This window comes from Pirellulales bacterium, from assembly GCA_036490175.1.
Lineage (GTDB): Bacteria > Planctomycetota > Planctomycetia > Pirellulales > JACPPG01 > JACPPG01.
On sequence record DASXEJ010000303.1, the window covers coordinates 107120 to 126282 of the forward strand.

Sequence of the window (19163 nt, forward strand, 5' to 3'; positions counted from 1 at the left end):
AGTACGCGCCACGCGCTTGGCCTTTAATTCCTCTATGAGCGAATGCCCCGCACCGTCTGCGTGTCGGCAGCGCAATGGGACGTAAAGGACGGAATCCAGACGGCTCGTATCCAGAGCCCTCGGCGCTTCGACGGCTTCGGGAAAAAATTTACCGAAGAACGAAGCCTTCATGCCTTTCGCCACGCCTTCGATCGGGAACCGACGTCCGAAGTTGAGCTCGATTTGTTCATCGAGAATCTTACTCTGGAAATGTACAACTCTGGCCTCGAAGACTAGCAAAGCGCCGGGCACATCCTCGTCGCAGCCCGCCACTGGCTGACAGAATTAGCCGGGCGCTGGCTGGTCTGTTATAAGTGAAGCTCGCCGGGGTATCGCGGTCTCACTTTTCTGGATTGGTGCCGCCCGGACGGCCGCGCACGCGTCGCCCACCTGTCGCCCGTAGGGAGGGTTCATCGCCATGTCGCAGATCAAAACGCCCGACACCGGGTCAGAGACATTCGTCGAAACGTCGCTGAAGCTGGGGGGCAAAAGCGCAGAGGAAGCTCGCAAGACCGGTGCCATGGACCGGGCCGACGAGCACCTGGAATCGTTCTTCGAGGCTCGCTACCAGACCACGGCCAGCCCGATTCATCGCGCGGTGTGGGACCACCGGTTTCCGCTGGAGTTGTTCCAGCCTTCGCCGCCGCCCGCGCCAACCCCGGCCTGCGCGAAGTCGATGGAAGAATCGCTGTCGATCGTTCGCCGCCACATCGCGGCCGGCACACTCTTGGACGAGCGCGGCAAGTTGTATCCACACGTCTTTGCCGAGTTAGGTGCTGCCGGCTACTGGGGAATGCTGGTCGATCAGCAATACGGCGGCCACGCTGCGCCGATGTCTGTCTACATGCCGTTTCTGACGCGGATGACGACTGTGTTTCCCACGTTGGCCGGACTGGGAAGCGTACACGGCTGCGTCGGCGCGGTCGATCCGCTGCACGGCATGGGGACGCCCGACCAAAAGGAGCATTTTCTCACCAAGTTGGCCAGCGGCGAACGGATCTCGGGCTTTGCCCTCACCGAGCCAGGTGCCGGCTCCGATCTGACTGCTCTCAAGACGCGGGCGGTGCTCGATGGCGGTGATTATGTGGTCAATGGCGAGAAGCTATTCATCACCAACGCCATTCCTGGTCGCATTGTGGCCCTGGTCTGCATGATCGACGATCGGCCCGAGGTGCTACTGATAGATCTGCTCGAAGAAAGCGAAAGCTTTCAACTGGTGCGTTACGGGCTGTACGCGCTGAAGCACTCTTATAACAACGGACTTTTGTTTAAGAACTTCCGCGTGCCCAAGGAAAACCTGCTTAAGCCCAAATTCGGCAACGGACTGACAGTTGCCTACCATGGCCTGAACCGTGGACGCGTGGCGGTATGCGCCAACGCGGCGGGCGGCTTGCGTGTGATGCTGGCCAGCATTCTGCCTTGGGCTCGCTATCGCCACACCTATGGCGAGGCTATCTTCCGCCGCGAACTGGTGCAAAGGCGCGTGGGGCAATTGGCGGGGCTGATCGTGGCATGCGACGCGCTTGTGGCGTGGTGTTCTTGGCTGTTGGACGCGGGCTACCGCGGCGAAATGGAATGCACGATCGCCAAGATCTTCGGCAGCGAAGCGCAGAAAGACGCGGCGGTCGAATTCCTGATGAAAACGCACGGCGGGCGCTCCTTCTTGCACGGCCATTTGTTCGGCGACAACTGCCACGAGTATTTCGCGCCTTGTATCTACGAAGGCGAAGGCGAGATGCTGGGCATGGCGTTCTTCAAGTCGCTGGTGAAACAGCACGGCAAAACGTTCTTCGAGCCGGTGGGCCGCGTGCTGGCGCAGCTAGGAGTGCGACAGCCGAACATGGCCAATCCGGCACATTTAGCGAAACTCGCCCCAGTGCTGCTGCCCTATGCCAAGTGGCTCCTCGGCGAGCGCTTCGGCAGCCGTCACGTGGGCCCCCTGCCGCAGATGCCGCGGCAACTGACCGAGCATGCGCAGTTCGCCATCAATGGACTGTCGCACATGGCGCGCGAGATCAGCGGCGCGATGCGCACCCATCAACTGCAACTTGCCGATCGACAATGCCGGATGTCAAACCTTTCATTGCGGGTGCAGAACCTGGTGACAATGCTTGTCACTTCGCTTTACGCTGGCCGGCAGGCGGACGAAATGATCCGAGCCGCCGGCGACGTGGCCTGCCAGGACCTGCGGCACAAGCTGACCCACGAACGTCCCAGCGACGCCTATTTTCGTGCGGTCACAAAGCTGGGCGCCCAGATCGCCGAAGGGGGCTTTGAGCCGATCGCCGGTTTGCCGCCGGGCGAGATTCTGATGCCGTATGAGACTGTTACCGACAAGTAACGGATCATTAAGGCTATCGATTCTCCCGGAAATGCCCCTGGACATCCACGTGCCCAACGTTGACGTAGGCCACGTTCCTTCCGAGAATGGAGCGAGTGATCGGCTCCCCGTGGTGTAACGTGGCAAGCCGCAGAGCGCCGCACGGCGAGCGCTGTGGGAGACAATTGATGTCCGTCCGGATTGCAGCTTCGGTTGCGGCACTCTTGCTGTTGGGCGTGGTCGTTGGCCCTGCCGAACGAACTCGCGCGGATGACCAGCCCGCTCCCAAGAAAAGCGTCTCCGCCAAGGTCCCGGAAAAAACCGCGCGCGACGCGGCCAAGGACGCCGACAAGGACGAATTCCGCACGGCCAAGCGTGAGATTCAGGTCAAGCTGCGCAACAAGCAACCTTTCGAACGCGTGGCGGGCTTACGGCAGTTGCATGACTATCCCAACGCCGAGGCGGCCAAGCTGCTCGTGACCGTGGGCCTCAAAGACGACTCCGCCGAAGTGCGCAGCGCCGCCTACGACACGCTACTCGACTTGAAAGACAACGGCGAGATCGCGCGCTATCTTCTCGTCACGGTGAACAAGGATACGCGGCACGGCGCGGTGAATCAGAAGACGTTTCAATTGCTGGCCGTGCTGCTGGCCTCGACCTCGCCCGACATCGAACGCGAGGTGGGCGTCTTGTTGGAAAAACAGGCCGGCACGCATGACGGACTCATTCTGGTCGAGTCGCTGGCCGACGAGTTGGGGGAGCATGGCCAGGCCGAAGACGTCGGCCCTCTGAAGAAGCTCGCCGCGCTAAAGGCATTTCCCGAACAGTTTGGCCTGCGTCGCGCCGTCGCATACGCGCTAATGAAAATCAGCGCGCCCGAGGCGATCGGCCAATTGGTGGCACTGCTTGAAAACATCAAAGGAGAAATTGGCGCCGAGATCGTCAAGCACCTGACCGAGGCAACGGGGCAGGATCTAGGAATGGAGCCCGCGGCTTGGCGCGAATGGTGGAAGGATAACGAAAAGACGTACCAGGCACCGGGCGGCGCCGTCCCTCGCAAGGATCTAAATAATTTCGCGCTCACGGCACCTGCCCGCGGCGGATCGATGTACTACGGCCTGTCGATCTATGCCCAAAAGATGGTGTTCATCATCGACACGTCCGGCAGCATGCTGCGCGGCGGGCGTTTGATGGCAGCCAAGCGCGAGCTGCTGCAAGCGATCGACGGATTGGCTGACGACGCACAATTCAGCGTGATTGCTTTTAACGGCGAAGTTTATATCTGGCAAAAGCAATTAATGCAGGCCAACGCCACGATGAAGCAAGCCGCGTCGCGCTGGGTCGGTATGCTCGAGACGGGCAACACCACGGCCTCTTACGACGCGCTGGAAACCGGCATGCGTTTCGATGCCGAGGCAATTTTCTTCCTCACCGACGGCGCACCACAGGGCGGCTCGATCGATAATCCGGCCGACATCGTGACGTTGATCACGCGCGCCAACTACGCCAAACGCATGTCGATCTACACGATCGGCATCGGTGTGCAAGGTGGCATCTTCGACGAATTCTTGACGTCGTTGGCAAAGCACAACTGGGGCATCTATCGCCGTGTCGACCAGTAAGGGTCGCGTCGTGTTGGCGAAGCGATGATGGCGAAAGGCGGCCGTCAGCAAATTCAGTGCCCGCCAGTATTTCGTCCCTATTTGCGATGTAGCTACTTACCGATCGGTAGTGGTTGCAGTTGCTCTGCCGACAATGACTTAAAGCGGCAGCCATAGCTGGCGCCATGCCATTGGGATTTTCCGGCATGTCGATTGCTGCGCCGGGAGCGCGACCGAACGCCTGTATAATAGGGAGCGTAATCGCTTAAAGCACGCGGCTCTCGGGCCAGGGTGGCAATCTGAAGCATTCACGTCCTGAACCTTGTGATGGGTGCGAACACGCGGTCAGTTGTTCGTCGCTGACCACGCTCATGTCTGTGTCGCACGCTGGGACGTACTTTCTTGCGCAAGCGAACGCTTGGATCACGCGGGCGAATCGCAGCATTTCACGCATCGCCGACGTGGCTCGGGGCAGGACTTGCCGGGGATTCTCGGCGGGGGAGCCGAGTTGGCGACCGCGACCTAAGCTCTTAGTACATAGAACGAATTGACACTGGGGGGCCGATCGGCACGAGATCGTCGGCCCGGGGTTGCTCCGCTGGCGGAGCCGCTCTTAGCAGAATCTCGCAGGAGAGATATCGTGACTTTCTATCGCAACCCTCGCTTTTTGGTCTGGTGCGCGGTCGCACTGGCGTCGGCCTTCGTGCTGCAGCAGGTTTGGCACTGGGAGGTCGAGCGTGTGGATGTGCCGGCCGGCAAATTCCTGGTGCGTATTCACCGTTGGGGAAGGGATCTGCCCGAGAACGACGTCGTGGCTCCTGATGACTCCTACAAGGGCGTCATGTTCGATGTGCTCCCTGAAGGACGGCACTTCCTCAATCCGCTCTTCTGGAGTTACGAGGTCCACGAGATGAAGCAGGTGCCGCCGGGCAAGTGCCTGGTGGTCACGCGGCTGTTTGGCCGCGAGCTTCCCGCAGAGCGCATCGCCCAAGGCAACATCTTGGCGCAGGAGGACAGCAACGATCCCGTGCAGGGGGAGCGCGGCATCCTGGAGCGCGTATTGCTGCCAGGCGCCTATCGCTTGAATCCACATGCCTACCAGGTCGAGGAGGTTGCAGCCGTAGAAGTCCGCGTCGAGCAAGTCGGCGTCCGCACTTTGAAGATCGGCAAAGACCCGCAAGGGCTGTCCCGCGCTGAGCGCGGCGGCGACTACACCGTGCCCGATGGCTATCGGGGTGTTCAGAAAGCGTCGGTGCCACCGGGAACATACTATTTGAACCCTTACGTCGAATCGATTACGCCGGTCGAGGTGCGCAGCCATCGTGTGGAATTCTCTGATATCGAGTTCCCGTCACGCGACGGCTTTATCCTGGCGCCGCACGTGGTCGTCGAGTACGCCGTGATGCCGAATAAGGCGCCCGAGATGCTGGTCCGGCTCACCGATTCCGGCGTCTTGCACCAAGCCGATCGCACGGATGACGAAAAGCTGGAAAACGAAGTTTTGCAGAAGGTCATTCTGCCTCATATCCGCGGCTACGCGCGTATCGAGGGCAGTAACTTCGACGCCCGTGACTTCATTCTCACCGTCGTGGAAAACCCCGCAGCCAAAATGGCCAACGCACGCGAGTCGTTGCAGCAGGCGTTGCTGGCCAAGGTCAAGCCACGCTGTGAGGAATTGGGCGTAGAGCTGCGGGCCGTGGCGCTGGCCGAGTTCCGACCGCCGGCCGAGCTTTCTGAGCAGATCTCGCAACGCGAGTTGGCCCGCGTCGAGCGAGAAAAGAACGTGGTACGCCTAGGCCAATACAAGGCCGAGCAGGACTTGAGATCCAAGGAAGCCCTCAAGCAGCAAGCCAAGGAAAAGGTCGCGGCCGAAACGCGCAAGATCCAGGCTTCGAAAAAGTCCGAGCAGCTGAAAGAGGTTGCCCTCTTGCGCTTGACGCAAGAGCTGGCCAACGCGCAGCTGCAACTCGATGCGGCCCGCAAACTGGCCGAAGCCGCGCTCTCCAAAGGACGCGCCGAGGCGGCGGTGATCATGCTCGAGAACGAGGCGGAAACCTCTGGCCTGGCCAAGGCCGTGCAGGGCTTCGACAACGTGCAGAGCTTTGCCCAATATCAGGTCCTGTCGAAGCTGTCGCCGGCGCTAACCGAGATTTTCGCCTCGGACGATAGCGACTTCGCCCGCATCTTTGCCAACTACATGACGCAGCCGGCGAACACGGCGCCCGTGCTGGTCCCCGCCTCGGCGTCCCAGCCGGCGGAATCGCCACGCTCGGCAGCGGCGGTTCAACCCGCCAGTGCTCTGCCAGTTGATAACTCCACTGCCACCCAGGATGCGCCGCCCGGCAACAATCCAGGTGATGGGAACTAACGCGCGTCAGGCAAAAACACTCGCTTGGGCAGTTCACACCAAGACATAAAAGCTTTCAGCAGCTGTTGCAGGAGAATTAGACCATGACCGAAATACTCGACATGCATAGTTCCGGCTCGTTCAAACTCGATCCTCGCTACATGCGCCGCCAGATCATGTTCTGGTGCGGGGCGGCTCTGGTGCTGCTGGTGGCGGTGATCCTCACCTGGCACGAATTCTTCGTCTATGTGCCACCTGGCAAGCACCTGGTCATCATCTCGAACGGCGGCCAGCCGCTTCCCCCGGGACAGGTTTTGGCCGAGGCGGGCGAAAAGGGAATCCAACGCGAAGTGCTGGGCGAAGGCTGGCACTTTGTCATGCCGATCGTTTATTCGCGCGAAATTGAAAAGAACACCGTCATACCGCCCGGCAAGGTCGGCATCGTCACGGCGCAGGGCGGAAAGCCGCTGCCGGCCGGTCGTTTGTTGGCCGAAGCGGGCGAACAGGGCATCCAGCGCAATATATTGCCGCCGGGCGCCTACCGCATCAATCGTCACGGCTTCCAAGTGGACGAAGTCGACGCCACGAATCTCGAGCCCGGCTATATCGGCGTGCTCCGCCGACTGCTCGGACAGGACGGCAGCGGACGGTTTGCCGACAAGCCGAACGAAAAGGGCATTTTGCGGACAATTCTGCAGCCGGGACTGTATTACCTGAACACCAAGGAATTCGAGGTCGTGCCCAGCGAAGTGGGCATCTTTCAATCGACGTTTTTCTACGACAAGGACCCACGGCAAAGCACTGCCATTACATTTATCTCCAAGGGGGGCTTCGAGATCAGCATGGACTGCACGGTCGAATGGGAGATTCGCCCCGAAGACATGCCGGTGCTAGTGGCCGAATACGGCTCGCGGCATGCCGTTGAACGGAACGTGATCGACGTGCAGGCGCACGCCATCGGACGCGACAAGGGCATCGACTACGGCGTACAAGATTTCCTCGAAGGCGCAAAGCGCGAGGCGTTCCAGACCGACTTCACAAACGAGCTGACGCGCGTGGCCAAGGAAAAGAGCGTCACCGTACATTCGGCGTTCATTCGCAACATCGTCATCCCCGAGGCGTACCTGAAACCGATCCGCGACAAACAGATCGCGGCCGAGACCAAGGTCACCAACCAGGCCAAGGAGGCCACCGCCCAGAGCGTGGCCGACGTCGAGCGCGAACAGCAGATGATCCCGCAGCGCGAAGCCGAAGTCGCGGCCGAGACGCAGCGCCTGGTGGCGGGCATCGATCGCGACGTGGAAAATGTCCAAACGCGCACCGAGAACGAGGTGGAAAAACTCGATGCCGAATACCAGGCTCAGATCGCCGCGCTCGACGCGCAGCGCATCCAGGCCATCGGCGAAGCCGACGCCCAGGTCAGCAAGCTCAAGGAGACCGCCAAGGCCTCGCTGTACCAGATGAAGATGAATGTCTTCCAGAACAATGGCGAGGCGTTTCTCAAGTATTCGATGGCGGATCAGCTGAATCCACAAATGATCGTGCGGCTATTTCACAGCGGGCCAGGCACGTTCTGGACCAACATGGAAGGCAAGGGGCTGAACTTCATGCTGCCCGCCGGCGGGTCGACTCCGACGGCGCAATCGGTCCCAGCCAAGGAAGGGAAATCCGATCCGTCGGCCCGGTAACACCCAGGCGCATGGCGTATTCGGGCGCGGCAGAAACCCTTAATGTGCGCAAGCGCCGCTTGTTCCTGTTGTGTCGCGTCTTCAGGTTCGTGGTCGCGAAATCGGGGCCTGCGGGCGTCGGCCGAGCCTGCAGACCGCCGACGGTCACTTGCCGAACCAGTCCTGTTGCGTAAGCTATTCGTAGCGGGAGGCTGGTAAGCGCTAGGCGGTGCCAGCATCCTTGCATGGCCCGTGGAGGGAGTGACTGGTCGCTCGACGCGCCAGTTACGACGTCCACGAGCGGCATTTCCAGGGTGTCCATGAGCGCGTGCCACAGAGCGGCCCGGGATGTCGACAGAACGGCATTGACGGCCGCCCGGCTGGCTCGGCATCATGGGGCCTTGAGATTGTGAATCGTCTGTTTCGACAACGGGAGAGTTCCACAATGTCTTCGGCAGACGACCGTGCGCCCCTTACGCCCAAGGGTAAGGTGCCGCAAAAGGGCGAACCGTTCGCCAAAGGGCAGATGGACTTCGACATCGCCTTCTTCGACCGAATTTTGCAGCGTCAGCCGGATTATGTTGACGTGTTGCGTTGTCAGGGTGAGTTGCTGTCGCGCAAAGGTTTGCATGATCTGGCACTGGTGATCGATCGGCGGCTGGCCGAGCTCGTCCCCACCGATTACGTCATCCGCTACAACCTGGCCTGCAGCCTGGCGGTGGGAGGATACCGGCGCGAGGCGATCGCGGCCCTGCGGGCGGCCCTGGAGCAAGGCTACGACGATTTCGAATATCTGGAAGGGGATAGCGATCTCGACTCGCTTCGCGACGACCCCGCCTATCGCGCCCTGATGCGCGAGTACGGCATCCTGAACTAGCCGCGCAAGGTGTGCAGCTCGCGGAGCGGTGCCGGATAGGGCAGCACGAACATCCGGGCGGACACTTCATCGCCAGCACACGTAATTCTCATCAGCAAACCGTGCTGGTCTGCTCGCATCAGTCGGCCAATGGGTTGCGGTCCTTACCCGCTACTGGGTAACTTGCTGCATCGGCGGATTGCAACCGCCGTTTATCATCACGTCCTTCCTCGCAAGCCGCCCTTACGATGCTACACCTCGCAGCTCAGATCGCTGAAGCTACCGGCTTTATCCGCACCCAGTGGGACCGCACGGCCCGGGTTGGCATCATATTTGGTACAGGATTGGGCAATGTCGCGCGCGAAATCGAGAACCATATCACGATTCCCTACGAGGCCATCCCGCACTTTCCCGCGTCCACCGCCACCAGCCACGTTGGGCAGCTCGTTTGCGGGACGCTAGCAGGTGTGAGCGTGGTCGCCATGGAAGGACGTTTTCACGCCTACGAGGGGTACAGCTTTCAGCAGCTCACCTTTCCCGTGCGGGTGATGAAGGCGCTGGGGGCCGACACGCTGATCGTCTCGAATGCCTGCGGCGGCATGAACCCCTTCTATCGTCGCGGCGACATCATGGTGATCGACGATCACATCAACCTGCTAGGCGGCAACCCGCTGATCGGCATCAATGACGATAACCTGGGGCCGCGCTTTCCGGACATGTCGTGCCCTTACGATCCGCAGCTGGTCGAATGTGCGATGGAGATCGCCCGGCGCGAGAACTTCGTGGCTCATCGCGGCGTCTATGTCGCGGTGACCGGTCCGAACCTGGAGACGCGGGCCGAGTACCGTTTTCTGCGCACCATCGGGGCCGACGTGGTCGGCATGTCGACCGTGCCCGAGGTGATCGTGGCCGTGCATGCCAGCATGCGCGTGTTGGGCTTGTCGGTGATCACGGACATGTGCTTTCCCGACGCGCTGGAGCCCGCCAACATCGACCTGATTCTATCGGCGGCGGCCGAGAGCGAACCGAAGCTGCGCGCGATCCTGCTGGGCGTGCTGAAGCGGATCGCAGCCGAGCGATAGCCGCCGCGAATGCGGAAATCTATCTCGACGGGCCGGTATCAGTGCCAGGCTACGTGCCATGTCCACGCGCCGCGTGGACATGCAAGTGGAGAAACAGCGAAGACATGCTCACGCCTGTGCGTGAGCATGGCACCCGGCTTTTCACCAGTTTGAGGACGTCTAGCCCCGATTGAAAAACCCCGCCCTCCCTGCTCTAGTGGTCTATTCGCCGCCCCCGGCCGGGGATGGACTGTCTGCCGCCGAGAATTGACCGCTTATGTTTCGCCCTGCACCGAATCCCGATTTTCCCGCACTCGAGTTGAAGATTCTCGACTTTTGGCGAGATCGCGCGATCTATGCCAAATCGCTCAAGCGCCGCGAAGGATCGCCTAAATTCGTCTTCTACGAAGGCCCCCCCACGGCCAATGGCATGCCGCATCCGGGCCACTGCTTGACCCGCTCTATCAAGGATGTCTTTCCGCGCTACCGCACCATGCGCGGTTATTACTGCGAGCGCAAGGCGGGCTGGGATACCCACGGGCTGCCGGTCGAGGTCGAAGTCTGCAAAGAGTTGGGCATCCACGCCAAGGAAGAGATCGAAGCCTACGGCATCGAGCCCTTCATCCACCGCTGCCAGCAGAGCGTGTGGCGTTACATGCAAGAATGGGAGCGGCTGACCGAACGGATCGGCTTCTGGATTCGTCTGGACGAGGCCTACGTCACGTACCACCAGAGCTACGTCGAAAGCGTTTGGTGGTCGCTCTCGGATCTGTTCCGCCGTGGGCTGTTGTACCAGGGACACAAGATCGTTTGGTGGTGGGCCCAAGGGGGGACCGCGCTGAGCGCAGGCGAAGTCGGCCAGGGCTATCGCGAGGTGGCCGATCCCAGCGTGTATGTGCGATTTCCCTTGCTCGATGAAGCAGGCAAGCCAACCGATACCAGCCTGCTCGTGTGGACCACGACCCCCTGGACATTACCGAGCAACCAGTTCGCCGCGGTTCATCCCGAGCTGGAATACTCGGTTGTCGTTGACGAGCACGACGGCAAGACCGAGCGGCTGATCGTTGCCTCGGCGCTCGTCGCCACGCTGGCCGAAAAAGTGAAGCGCGACTTGCACGTGGTCGACAAGTTGCTGGGCGAGAAGCTGATCGGACGACGGTACGTCCCACCGTTTGACTACTACCACGGCCGGCTCGGCGCACAGATCGCTACGCTGGTTGGCGGGGGAATGCAACATCCTGCCTGGCGCGTCGTAGCCGCGGATTTTGTCACCACCGACAGCGGAACCGGCGTCGTGCATCAGGCGCCGGCCTTTGGCGAAGTCGACTTTGAAGTACTTCGCACTGAGCAAGCGCGCTTCAAGCCGGGCGAAGGGCCCGAGTTGATCTGCGCCGTCGCCCCGGACGGCAAGTTCACCGCCGAAGCGCCCGATTACCAGGGGCGCTGGGTCAAGGAGTGCGATCGCGATATTTCTCGCGAGCTGCGGCATCGTGGTCTGCTCTGGCACCAGGAGCAGTATCTGCACGACTATCCCTTTTGCTGGCGGGCCGACGAGGATCCGCTGATTCAGTACCCGCGGCGGAGCTGGTTCATTCGAACTTCGCAGTTCAAAGAACAGATGTTGGCCAACAATGACGGGATCAACTGGCTGCCCGAGCACATCAAGGACGGTCGCTTCGGCAACTTCCTGGCCACGAACGTCGATTGGGCCCTCTCGCGCGAGCGATACTGGGGGACGCCGCTACCGATTTGGGTTTGCGACGCCGAAGGCTGCAACCATTCCGTAGCCATCGAGAATTACACGGCGCTGCTCGCGCGGCGTGGCATCGATGGCACCGAAGTTTGGCTCGAGGCCAAGCGTAAGAATCCCGAGCTGGCAGAAGATCTGAAGATTCACAAGCCGTATATCGACGCCATTACTTTTGATTGCGAGAGCTGCGGAAAAGGTCGAATGCGACGCGTGACCGAAGTGATCGACTGTTGGTACGACTCCGGTGCGATGCCGTTCGCGCAATGGGGGTATCCACAGAAGAATGCGGATCTCTACAACGATAACTTCCCAGCCGACTTCATCAGCGAGGCCATCGACCAAACGCGCGGTTGGTTCTACAGTCAATTGGCGATCAGCACTCTGCTCCGTGGCCCGCGTCCTAAGACAATGCCGGTGGGTGTGGAGCGCGGCGACGCTGGCACGGAAGGTCCGTACGCTGGCCGTGACCCTCGCGCAAGCGAATTTCCATTCCCGCATCCGTTCAAGAACTGCATCGTGCTCGGCCTGATGCTGGGCGAAGACGGGCAGAAGATGTCCAAGAGCAAGCGGAACTACCGCGAGCCGGGCGAGATCTTCGATCGCTACGGTGCCGACGCCCTGCGGTGGTACTTCTTCGCTAACCAGCCCCCTTGGACGTCGATCCGCTACAACGAGCAATCGATCAAGGACAGCATTCCGGAATTTCTGCTGCGGCTGTGGCATGTCTACAGCTTCTTCGTGATCTACGCCAATATCGACACGTTCGATCCGGCCACGGCGCTCGCGGGCGATGTCGGACAGCTCTCGGCCGCGGATCTGGCGACGGCCAAGGGATATCGCCCCGTTTCCGAGCGTAGCGAGCTCGACCGCTGGATCATGAGCGAGCTAGCCCGCACCTCGGCCGCCGTGGTCGAGCGGATGGACGCCTACGACAATTTTAACGCTTGCGCGCGGATCACGGCCTTTGTCGATGCCCTATCGAACTGGTACGTCCGCCGCAGCCGAGCCCGTTTCTGGAGCGGCGAGACCTTGGCCGAGAGTGCCGACAAGCACGACGCTTATTGGACGCTGTACGAATGCCTGCTCACGACCTCGAAGTTGGTAGCGCCCTTCGTGCCGTTTCTCGCCGAGACGCTCTGGCAGGGACTAGTCGCCGAGCCGTTCGGCTCGCGCGCCGCCGAAAGCGTGCATCTGTGCGATTATCCCGAGGGCCTTATCGCAGAGATCGATGAATCGCTTTCATCACGTATGGACCTGGTGCGCGAAATCGTCTCGCTAGGCCGCAGCGCGCGGATGGGGGCCCAGCTGAAGGTGCGGCAGCCCCTCTCGAAGGTCGAAGTGATCCTGGCCGATCAAACGCATCGGGCCTGGCTCAAAGAGCACGACGGCCTGATCAAGGACGAGCTCAACGTCAAAGAGGTCGAGTACACGCAGAAGGCTGATCAGTACATCAGCTACACCGTGCTGCCCGACCTGAAGCGGCTCGGCCCGCGGCTTGGAAAGCAATTGCCGGCCCTGAAGAAGGCACTCGCCGAGGCGGATGCGGCCCAACTGCTGGCTGCGATGGAGCGCGACGGCTCGGTGCAGATTCCACTAGTCGACGGACCGGTGACGCTCGACGCCCAGGACTTGCAAGTCCGTCTGCAGGCTAAGCCCGGCTGGGCCGCCGCGCAAGGTCCCGCGGCCGTGGTCGTACTGTCGACCGAGTTGACCGACGCGCTCGTGGCCGAAGGCTACGTCCGAGACCTGGTACACGCAATTCAGAACCTGCGTCGGGAAAGCGGATGCGAATACACCGACCGTATCGAACTGGGGATCGTCTCCGGTAGCGCCGAATTGCGCCAAGCCATTAATGACTTTGCCGAATACATCAAAACCGAAACATTATGCACGCGATTGCTTGAAACGCCCCTCTCCGGTGTGGAAGCGTTGCAAGTAAAAGTTGCGGGGCACGAGGTTTCGATCTATCTGCGGCGAATCATGTCATGAGCGGCCGCCCACTCAGACTTGCCGTGCTCATCTCGGGCGGAGGAACCACGCTGCGCAACCTGATGGATCGCATCGCAGCCGGCACGCTGCCGGCGCAGATTGCGCTGGTGATTTCGAGCAATCCTGCGGCCGGCGGGCTGCAGTTCGCGGCCGCGGCTGGCATACCGACGCGCGTCTGCGAGCGACGCGCGTTTGCCAGTGACCAAGCGTATGGCGAGGCACTGTTTGCCGCTTGTCGCGAAGTGCAGCCTGAACTGGTCGTCATGGCTGGCTTCTTGAAATTCGTCCCCGTACCCGACGATTTTGCCAATCGCGTGGTGAATATCCATCCGGCTCTGATCCCGGCTTTCTGCGGGCTGGGTTACTACGGGCTGCGCGTGCATCGGGCGGCGCTCGACTACGGCGCCAAGATCTCCGGCTGCACCGTTCATTTCGTGGACAACCAGTACGACCACGGGCCGATCATCTTGCAGCGCGTGGTGCCGGTTGAAGAAGGCGACACGCCCGAGGCGCTCGCCGCACGTGTCTTCGCGGCCGAATGCGAAGCCTTGCCCGAGGCCATCAGCCTGATCGCCGCCGGACAAGTGCTGGTCGAGGGGCGCCGCGTGCGCATACGCTAAGCGCACCGCTGCGGACGAGAAATTTCATTCACAGATTTCGCAGATAAAGCACGGGCGATACCTCGGGCTGCGCACGTGCTGACAGCGACCTCACAATCGGTGCGATTTCGCACGGAGTTCGTCTGCGTCATCTGTGCGGATGATCTTTGACCAAATTCCGCGCAGCAGCGGCTGGTTTCCATTGCAGGCGTGAGGACCAGCGACTGCCGTCAGGGTAGTTGCCGGTAGCCCAGTTCTTCGTACAGCCGCCGTGCGGCCGTCCAGCCTTCGTGCGTTTCTAGAAAGATCTCGCGCATGTCCAATCGCCAGCAGCGCTCTTCCAGGGCGGCGACCAGCATCCTGGCCACCCCCCGGCGGCGCCAGGTCGGGAGGACGGCCAGCCAGTGCACGGCCGGCACTGCGGCGGCTCCGGATCCCCGATCGGCCATTGCTACCGTGCCAACTGCCAGTGGGGCGCCGCTGGCGGCATCGGGGGTGATGGCGAACCAGATGCGTTCCGGCGACCACCACGGCTTCTCCAGGAACTCATTGGCGAAGTCCGACCGGTCCCATTGAAGGATTCCAGGCGTGGCCCGTGCGAAGGCCCGGTGCCGCAGCTCAAGCCAAATGGGGATGTCGCTGGGGCCCTGGTAGCTACGCAAGTCAATATCGGGCACAAAGCCCGGCGTGGGGCGTTCAGAAAGCCGCTTCGAGTAGTGGAGGACAACGGCCATAGATCCACCAGCATTGTCTGCGGCCAAGTGGTCACCAGAAACCCACCATTTCGGGTGGATCACATTGGATGCTAGTATTTGGTGTGTTTTGGTGGTAATGCCCAAAAATGGCAAACAAGTCCGACCATTAGTGGCGTTTAGTGATTGTTATCTATCACAAATGCGCACATAATGAGCGCCAGATTGATTCTTTCTTTCCATCCGCACCCGGATTCTCACCCGTGCTTGCCGAAGAAAGGCGGTCTCGCTTGCTCGAACTTGTGCGGACGCGCGGCTTTGCGGCATTGCCCGACCTGGCCGATGCGCTGGCGGTGTCCGAGTCGACGGTCCGCCGCGATTTGGACTATCTCGAGGAAGCCGGTTCGGCCAAGCGGACCCACGGCGGCGTCTTCTACACAGGCTCTTCGCCGAAGCTACCACACTTTGACGAGCGGCAGCCGGCCCAATGGGACAAGAAGCGGGCGATCGCGGCCAGGGCCGCGCAACTGATTCAAGATGGCGACACGTTGCTGTTGGACGGCGGCACCACGACCTACGAGGTCGCGCGCTTGTTGGCGGGGCGCCATTTGCAGATCGTCACCAATTCGCTGCCGGTCGCAAACCTGTTTGCCTCCAGCTCCAACACCGACCTGGTGTTGGTCGGCGGCTACGTCTATCCGCGTACCGGCGTGTCGCTGGGACCCTATGCGAATCAAATGCTGGCGTCACTGAGCGTGCGGCGGACCGTGCTCAGCGTGGCAGGTATTAACGACCGCGGGTTCTACAACAGCAACCTGCTGCTGGTCGAGACCGAGAGGGCCATGCTCGACGCTTCCGAAGAAGTGATCGTTGTGGCCGACAGCACGAAGTTCGGACATCAGAGCCTGGCCCATCTCTGCCCATTGGAACGAATCGATTATCTGGTCGTCGATCGCGACATCGACGACGCTTGGCGAGACAAAGTAACGGCTGCGGGCGTAAAGCTCGTGGTCGCCGAGCCACTGGACGCACGCCCTGCGACGAAATCATGAGCCTTGCCACGAGTATCGCCCGACCACAGATCGACCGCGCGAGTATCGAGCGCATCGTCCGCGAAATCGTGCTAGCGCAGTCGGCCACGCCGCCACTGGCGTCGGGTACGTCGACTTTGCCGAAGCTGGTTGTCAGCATTTCAGCGCGTCATGTACATCTGACGGACGAGCACGTGGAGATTCTGTTTGGCCCAGGCCGAACGCTGACGCCGCAAAAGCCGCTCTACCAGGATGGGTTTTATGCGGCCGAAGAAACCGTGATGGTTGTCGGCCCGCGACGACGGATGCTCCCCAGCGTGCGCGTGCTTGGGCCGACTCGGCCCGCCAGTCAGGTGGAACTGGCCTTTACCGACGGGATCTCGCTGGGCGTCGACCTGCCGGTCCGCGCCAGCGGCAAGATCGCAGGTACGCCCGGCTGCGTGCTGGTAGGGCCGAACGGCGTGGTGGAACTGAAAGAGGGTGTGATCCGCGCCGAGCGCCACGTCCACATGAACAACGAGCACGCCGCCTTGTACGGCGTGAAGAACGGCGATCGCATGCGGCTGCGCATCGAGTCGACATGCACCACTGTGTTCGAAGACCTGTTAGTGCGTGCCGACGCAACCAGCAAGTTGGAGGTCCATATCGACACCGACGAGGGAAACGCCGTCGATTTGGATCACGCCACGAAAGTGGAGTTATTGAAGTAAATACGAAGAGCGAGACGCCGTACGCGTCCCTGATCGATGACTTGTGTGTTTCTAGTGTGCGACAACTTTGTTTTCTAACTCGTTTCTTGGGAGTACCTGTGACATGGCGAAAGGTATGGAAGCGCTGGGCATGATCGAGACCAAGGGCTTTGTAGCCCTGGTCGAGGCCAGCGACGCAATGATGAAGGCCGCGAACGTCGAGTTCCTCGGCTGGGACAAAGTGGGAAGCGGCCTGGTGACGGCGTTCGTCACAGGCGACGTGGCGGCCGTGAAGGCAGCTACCGATGCAGGTGCCGCAGCGGCCGGCCGGATCGGTGAAGTCGTGAGCGTGCAGGTCATTCCTCGCCCGCACGACGATCTGAAGACCGTTCTACCCGGCGCCGCAGCCTCGGGCGGCGACTGAGCCGACATTGGACAAGATGTTCACCACGGAGACACAGAGGCACTGAGACGCAGGGGGTTACTGAGGCGTAGCGGCACTAAGAATGCCAAGTTGAATGCAAAAGTGTGAATGACGAATGACGGACGAGCCTACTATGTTCGTCAATCACTCATCCTTTCGCATTCCTCGTTTCATGTTGCCTTCTTCCGTGTCTCCGTGCCTCCGTGGTGAAATCGCGACATTTTCTCAAACGAACTATTCCAGAATAAAGGCAACTTAGTTATGCAAGACGCGATTGGATTGTTGGAGACCAAGGGGCTCGTGGCGCTTGTCGAAGCGACCGACGCCATGGCCAAAGCCGCCAACGTGCGGATCATCAAGCGGGTTTCGATCGGCGGCGGCCTGGTCACCGCGGTCGTACAAGGTGATGTTGGCAGCGTGCGTGCCGCCGTCGAAGCCGGCGCCGCGGCAGCCACCAAGGTGGGCGAACTGTCGGCCAGCCACATCATTCCTCGCCCCAGCGAAGGCCTGGTCAAGGCGTACTTGTCGTAAGGGACCCACGACACTTTTGTAAGACGAACGACGGAGCGCTGACCACGATGAAGATCCTGGTGGCCAATTTGGGCTCGACGAGCTTCAAGTACCGGCTGTACGACATGACCGACGAGCGCCAGCTTGCGCGCGGCGGTACCGAGCGCATCGGTTCGGCCGAAAGTCGGTCGTACGTCGACATAGGCGGCACGCGGCGCGAGGTCGTATCGCATGTGCCCGACCATGCCGTGGCCGTGCGCCGCTGCCTCGATCAACTCACCGACAGCGAGTTCGGCTGTCTGGCCGACGCCGCCGAAGTGGCAGCCATCGGTTTCAAGGCCGTACACGGCGGGCGCTTCAGCGGCGTGCAGCGTGTCACCCCCGAGGTGTTGGCGGCCATGGACGAAATGAGCGCCGTCGCGCCGGCGCACAATCCGCCTTATATCGCGGCCATGCGACTGTTGCGGGAAAAGCTGCCAGAGATTCCGCTGGTGGCGGCGTTCGAGACGGGCTTCCACCGAACCATACCTGATCGCCATCGGTACTATGCCCTACCGCGCGAATGGGCCGAGAAGTACCAGGTGCAACGGTGGGGATTTCACGGGGCTAGCCATCGTTACATCGCCGAACGCACCGCGCAGTTATTAGGCCGCAACGACTTGCGGATCATTTCTTGCCACCTGGGGGGATCGAGCTCCTTATGCGCGATCCGTGCGGGGCAGAGCGTGGCCACCAGCATGGGAATGAGTCCGCAAACAGGCATTCCGCAAAACAATCGCGTCGGAGACTTCGATCCGTTCGCGCTGGGATTGCTGGTCGAAAGGTCGGGGCTGCCGTTGGCCGAAGTTCTCGAAACGCTGGCTGCCAAGAGCGGCCTGGCCGGGCTCAGCGATACCAGCGGTGACGTGCGCGACCTCGAAGCGGCGATCGCGGCCGGTAGCGCTCCGGCACAACTGGCATTGGATGTCTACGTCGGCTCGGTGCGGCATTATCTGGGTGCCTACCTCGTCGAGTTGGGGGGCGCGGATGTGATCGTGTTCACCGGTGGCATCGGCGAGAACGGCGCCACCGTGCGAAGCACGGTTTGCCAAGGATTGGCCGAACTCGGCATCGAGTTGGATCCCCAGGCCAACGCCACGGCGCATGGCGAGGCCGCCATTCACGCGACCGCCAGTCGTGTGCAGCTGTGGGTCGTGCCTACGAACGAAGAAATCATCGTCGCCCGCCAAGCGCAAGAACTTCTACAAGGTTGAAACCATGTTCGTCGCCAAAGTCACCGGCAGCGTTGTTGCCACCCAGAAGGTCAGCTCGATGACCGGCCACAAGCTGTTGGTCGTCGAGCCGTATCGCGTCGATCCGGCCGACCGCAGCCGGCTGGTTTCGACCGGCCGGACATTTATCTCGGTCGATACCGTCGGGGCAGGCGAAGGAGAATTCGTGCTGATCGTGCAGGGCTCGAGCGCCCGGCTGACGCCCGAGACCAAGAACTTGCCAGTCGATGCCGTGATCATTGGCATCGTCGACAACGTGCGCGTCGATAACGCGAACGTTTATGACCGCGAGAGTCAGCATAGTTAAACCGCCGGAT

16 protein-coding genes are annotated in these 19163 nt (G+C 61.2%); 15 read left to right on the forward strand and 1 reads right to left on the reverse strand.

Annotation, left to right across the window (positions count from 1 at the left end):
- The first annotated feature begins 42 nt into the window (after positions 1–42).
- The 9 genes from VGG64_23345 to purN all read left to right on the forward strand — a co-directional run bounded on the left by VGG64_23345 (position 43) and on the right by purN (position 14250).
- A complete protein-coding gene (locus tag VGG64_23345; protein ID HEY1602559.1) occupies positions 43–276 on the forward strand; it encodes a hypothetical protein in 234 nt (77 codons plus the stop codon).
- Positions 277–457: 181 nt separating this feature from the next.
- Positions 458–2380 carry an acyl-CoA dehydrogenase family protein gene (locus VGG64_23350; protein HEY1602560.1) on the forward strand — a complete coding sequence of 641 codons (1923 nt, stop codon included), beginning with the start codon at positions 458–460 and terminating at the stop codon, positions 2378–2380.
- A gap of 167 nt (positions 2381–2547) precedes the next feature.
- Entirely contained in the window at positions 2548–3981 is a 1434-nt protein-coding gene (locus tag VGG64_23355; GenBank protein HEY1602561.1) for a VWA domain-containing protein, read from the forward strand.
- Positions 3982–4600: 619 nt separating this feature from the next.
- A complete protein-coding gene (locus VGG64_23360; protein ID HEY1602562.1) occupies positions 4601–6328 on the forward strand; it encodes an SPFH domain-containing protein in 1728 nt (575 codons plus the stop codon).
- An 83-nt stretch (positions 6329–6411) separates the two neighbouring features.
- Entirely contained in the window at positions 6412–7995 is a 1584-nt protein-coding gene (locus VGG64_23365) for an SPFH domain-containing protein (protein ID HEY1602563.1), read from the forward strand.
- A 424-nt stretch (positions 7996–8419) separates the two neighbouring features.
- A complete protein-coding gene (locus VGG64_23370) occupies positions 8420–8851 on the forward strand; it encodes a hypothetical protein (protein ID HEY1602564.1) in 432 nt (143 codons plus the stop codon).
- A gap of 227 nt (positions 8852–9078) precedes the next feature.
- Positions 9079–9912 carry a purine-nucleoside phosphorylase gene (locus VGG64_23375; protein HEY1602565.1) on the forward strand — a complete coding sequence of 278 codons (834 nt, stop codon included), beginning with the start codon at positions 9079–9081 and terminating at the stop codon, positions 9910–9912.
- A 256-nt stretch (positions 9913–10168) separates the two neighbouring features.
- On the forward strand, positions 10169–13630 hold the full coding sequence (ileS, locus tag VGG64_23380; protein ID HEY1602566.1) for an isoleucine--tRNA ligase: 3462 nt from the start codon (positions 10169–10171) through the stop codon (positions 13628–13630).
- A complete protein-coding gene (gene purN, locus VGG64_23385; GenBank protein ID HEY1602567.1) occupies positions 13627–14250 on the forward strand; it encodes a phosphoribosylglycinamide formyltransferase in 624 nt (207 codons plus the stop codon). The genes ileS and purN overlap by 4 nt, the downstream gene beginning before the upstream one ends.
- A 209-nt stretch (positions 14251–14459) precedes the next feature.
- Here purN and VGG64_23390 read toward each other — a convergent pair whose 3' ends face one another.
- Positions 14460–14963: a GNAT family N-acetyltransferase gene (locus VGG64_23390; protein ID HEY1602568.1), complete on the reverse strand. Its 504-nt coding sequence runs from the start codon at positions 14961–14963 to the stop codon at positions 14460–14462.
- 248 nt (positions 14964–15211) lie between these two features.
- On the opposite strand from VGG64_23390, the gene VGG64_23395 reads away from it, so the two are divergent.
- From VGG64_23395 to VGG64_23420, 6 genes are all read left to right on the forward strand, one after another.
- Positions 15212–15973, forward strand: coding sequence for a DeoR/GlpR family DNA-binding transcription regulator (locus tag VGG64_23395; GenBank protein ID HEY1602569.1), 762 nt, complete (start codon positions 15212–15214; stop codon positions 15971–15973).
- Entirely contained in the window at positions 15970–16662 is a 693-nt protein-coding gene (locus VGG64_23400) for a phosphate propanoyltransferase (GenBank protein HEY1602570.1), read from the forward strand. Before VGG64_23395 ends, VGG64_23400 begins: the two co-directional genes overlap by 4 nt.
- A gap of 103 nt (positions 16663–16765) precedes the next feature.
- Complete coding sequence (locus VGG64_23405) at positions 16766–17065, forward strand: BMC domain-containing protein (protein ID HEY1602571.1); 300 nt, start codon at positions 16766–16768, stop codon at positions 17063–17065.
- A gap of 261 nt (positions 17066–17326) precedes the next feature.
- Complete coding sequence (locus VGG64_23410; GenBank protein HEY1602572.1) at positions 17327–17596, forward strand: BMC domain-containing protein; 270 nt, start codon at positions 17327–17329, stop codon at positions 17594–17596.
- A 47-nt stretch (positions 17597–17643) separates the two neighbouring features.
- Complete coding sequence (locus tag VGG64_23415) at positions 17644–18828, forward strand: acetate/propionate family kinase (protein HEY1602573.1); 1185 nt, start codon at positions 17644–17646, stop codon at positions 18826–18828.
- Positions 18829–18832: 4 nt separating this feature from the next.
- Positions 18833–19153, forward strand: coding sequence for a EutN/CcmL family microcompartment protein (locus tag VGG64_23420; GenBank protein HEY1602574.1), 321 nt, complete (start codon positions 18833–18835; stop codon positions 19151–19153).
- Positions 19154–19163: the final 10 nt, after the last annotated feature.

What these genes read in the sequence shown, in the direction of transcription:
- VGG64_23345 (HEY1602559.1), top strand. Translation starts at nt 43, where the DNA reads ATGCCCCGCACCGTCTGCGTGTCGGCAGCGCAATGGGACGTAAAGGAC.
- VGG64_23350 (HEY1602560.1), top strand. Translation starts at nt 458, where the DNA reads ATGTCGCAGATCAAAACGCCCGACACCGGGTCAGAGACATTCGTCGAA.
- VGG64_23355 (HEY1602561.1), top strand. Translation starts at nt 2,548, where the DNA reads ATGTCCGTCCGGATTGCAGCTTCGGTTGCGGCACTCTTGCTGTTGGGC.
- VGG64_23365 (HEY1602563.1), top strand. Translation starts at nt 6,412, where the DNA reads ATGACCGAAATACTCGACATGCATAGTTCCGGCTCGTTCAAACTCGAT.
- VGG64_23370 (HEY1602564.1), top strand. Translation starts at nt 8,420, where the DNA reads ATGTCTTCGGCAGACGACCGTGCGCCCCTTACGCCCAAGGGTAAGGTG.
- VGG64_23375 (HEY1602565.1), top strand. Translation starts at nt 9,079, where the DNA reads ATGCTACACCTCGCAGCTCAGATCGCTGAAGCTACCGGCTTTATCCGC.
- ileS (HEY1602566.1), top strand. Translation starts at nt 10,169, where the DNA reads ATGTTTCGCCCTGCACCGAATCCCGATTTTCCCGCACTCGAGTTGAAG.
- purN (HEY1602567.1), top strand. Translation starts at nt 13,627, where the DNA reads ATGAGCGGCCGCCCACTCAGACTTGCCGTGCTCATCTCGGGCGGAGGA.
- VGG64_23390 (HEY1602568.1), bottom strand. Translation starts at nt 14,963, where the DNA reads ATGGCCGTTGTCCTCCACTACTCGAAGCGGCTTTCTGAACGCCCCACG.
- VGG64_23400 (HEY1602570.1), top strand. Translation starts at nt 15,970, where the DNA reads ATGAGCCTTGCCACGAGTATCGCCCGACCACAGATCGACCGCGCGAGT.
- VGG64_23405 (HEY1602571.1), top strand. Translation starts at nt 16,766, where the DNA reads ATGGCGAAAGGTATGGAAGCGCTGGGCATGATCGAGACCAAGGGCTTT.
- VGG64_23410 (HEY1602572.1), top strand. Translation starts at nt 17,327, where the DNA reads ATGCAAGACGCGATTGGATTGTTGGAGACCAAGGGGCTCGTGGCGCTT.
- VGG64_23415 (HEY1602573.1), top strand. Translation starts at nt 17,644, where the DNA reads ATGAAGATCCTGGTGGCCAATTTGGGCTCGACGAGCTTCAAGTACCGG.
- VGG64_23420 (HEY1602574.1), top strand. Translation starts at nt 18,833, where the DNA reads ATGTTCGTCGCCAAAGTCACCGGCAGCGTTGTTGCCACCCAGAAGGTC.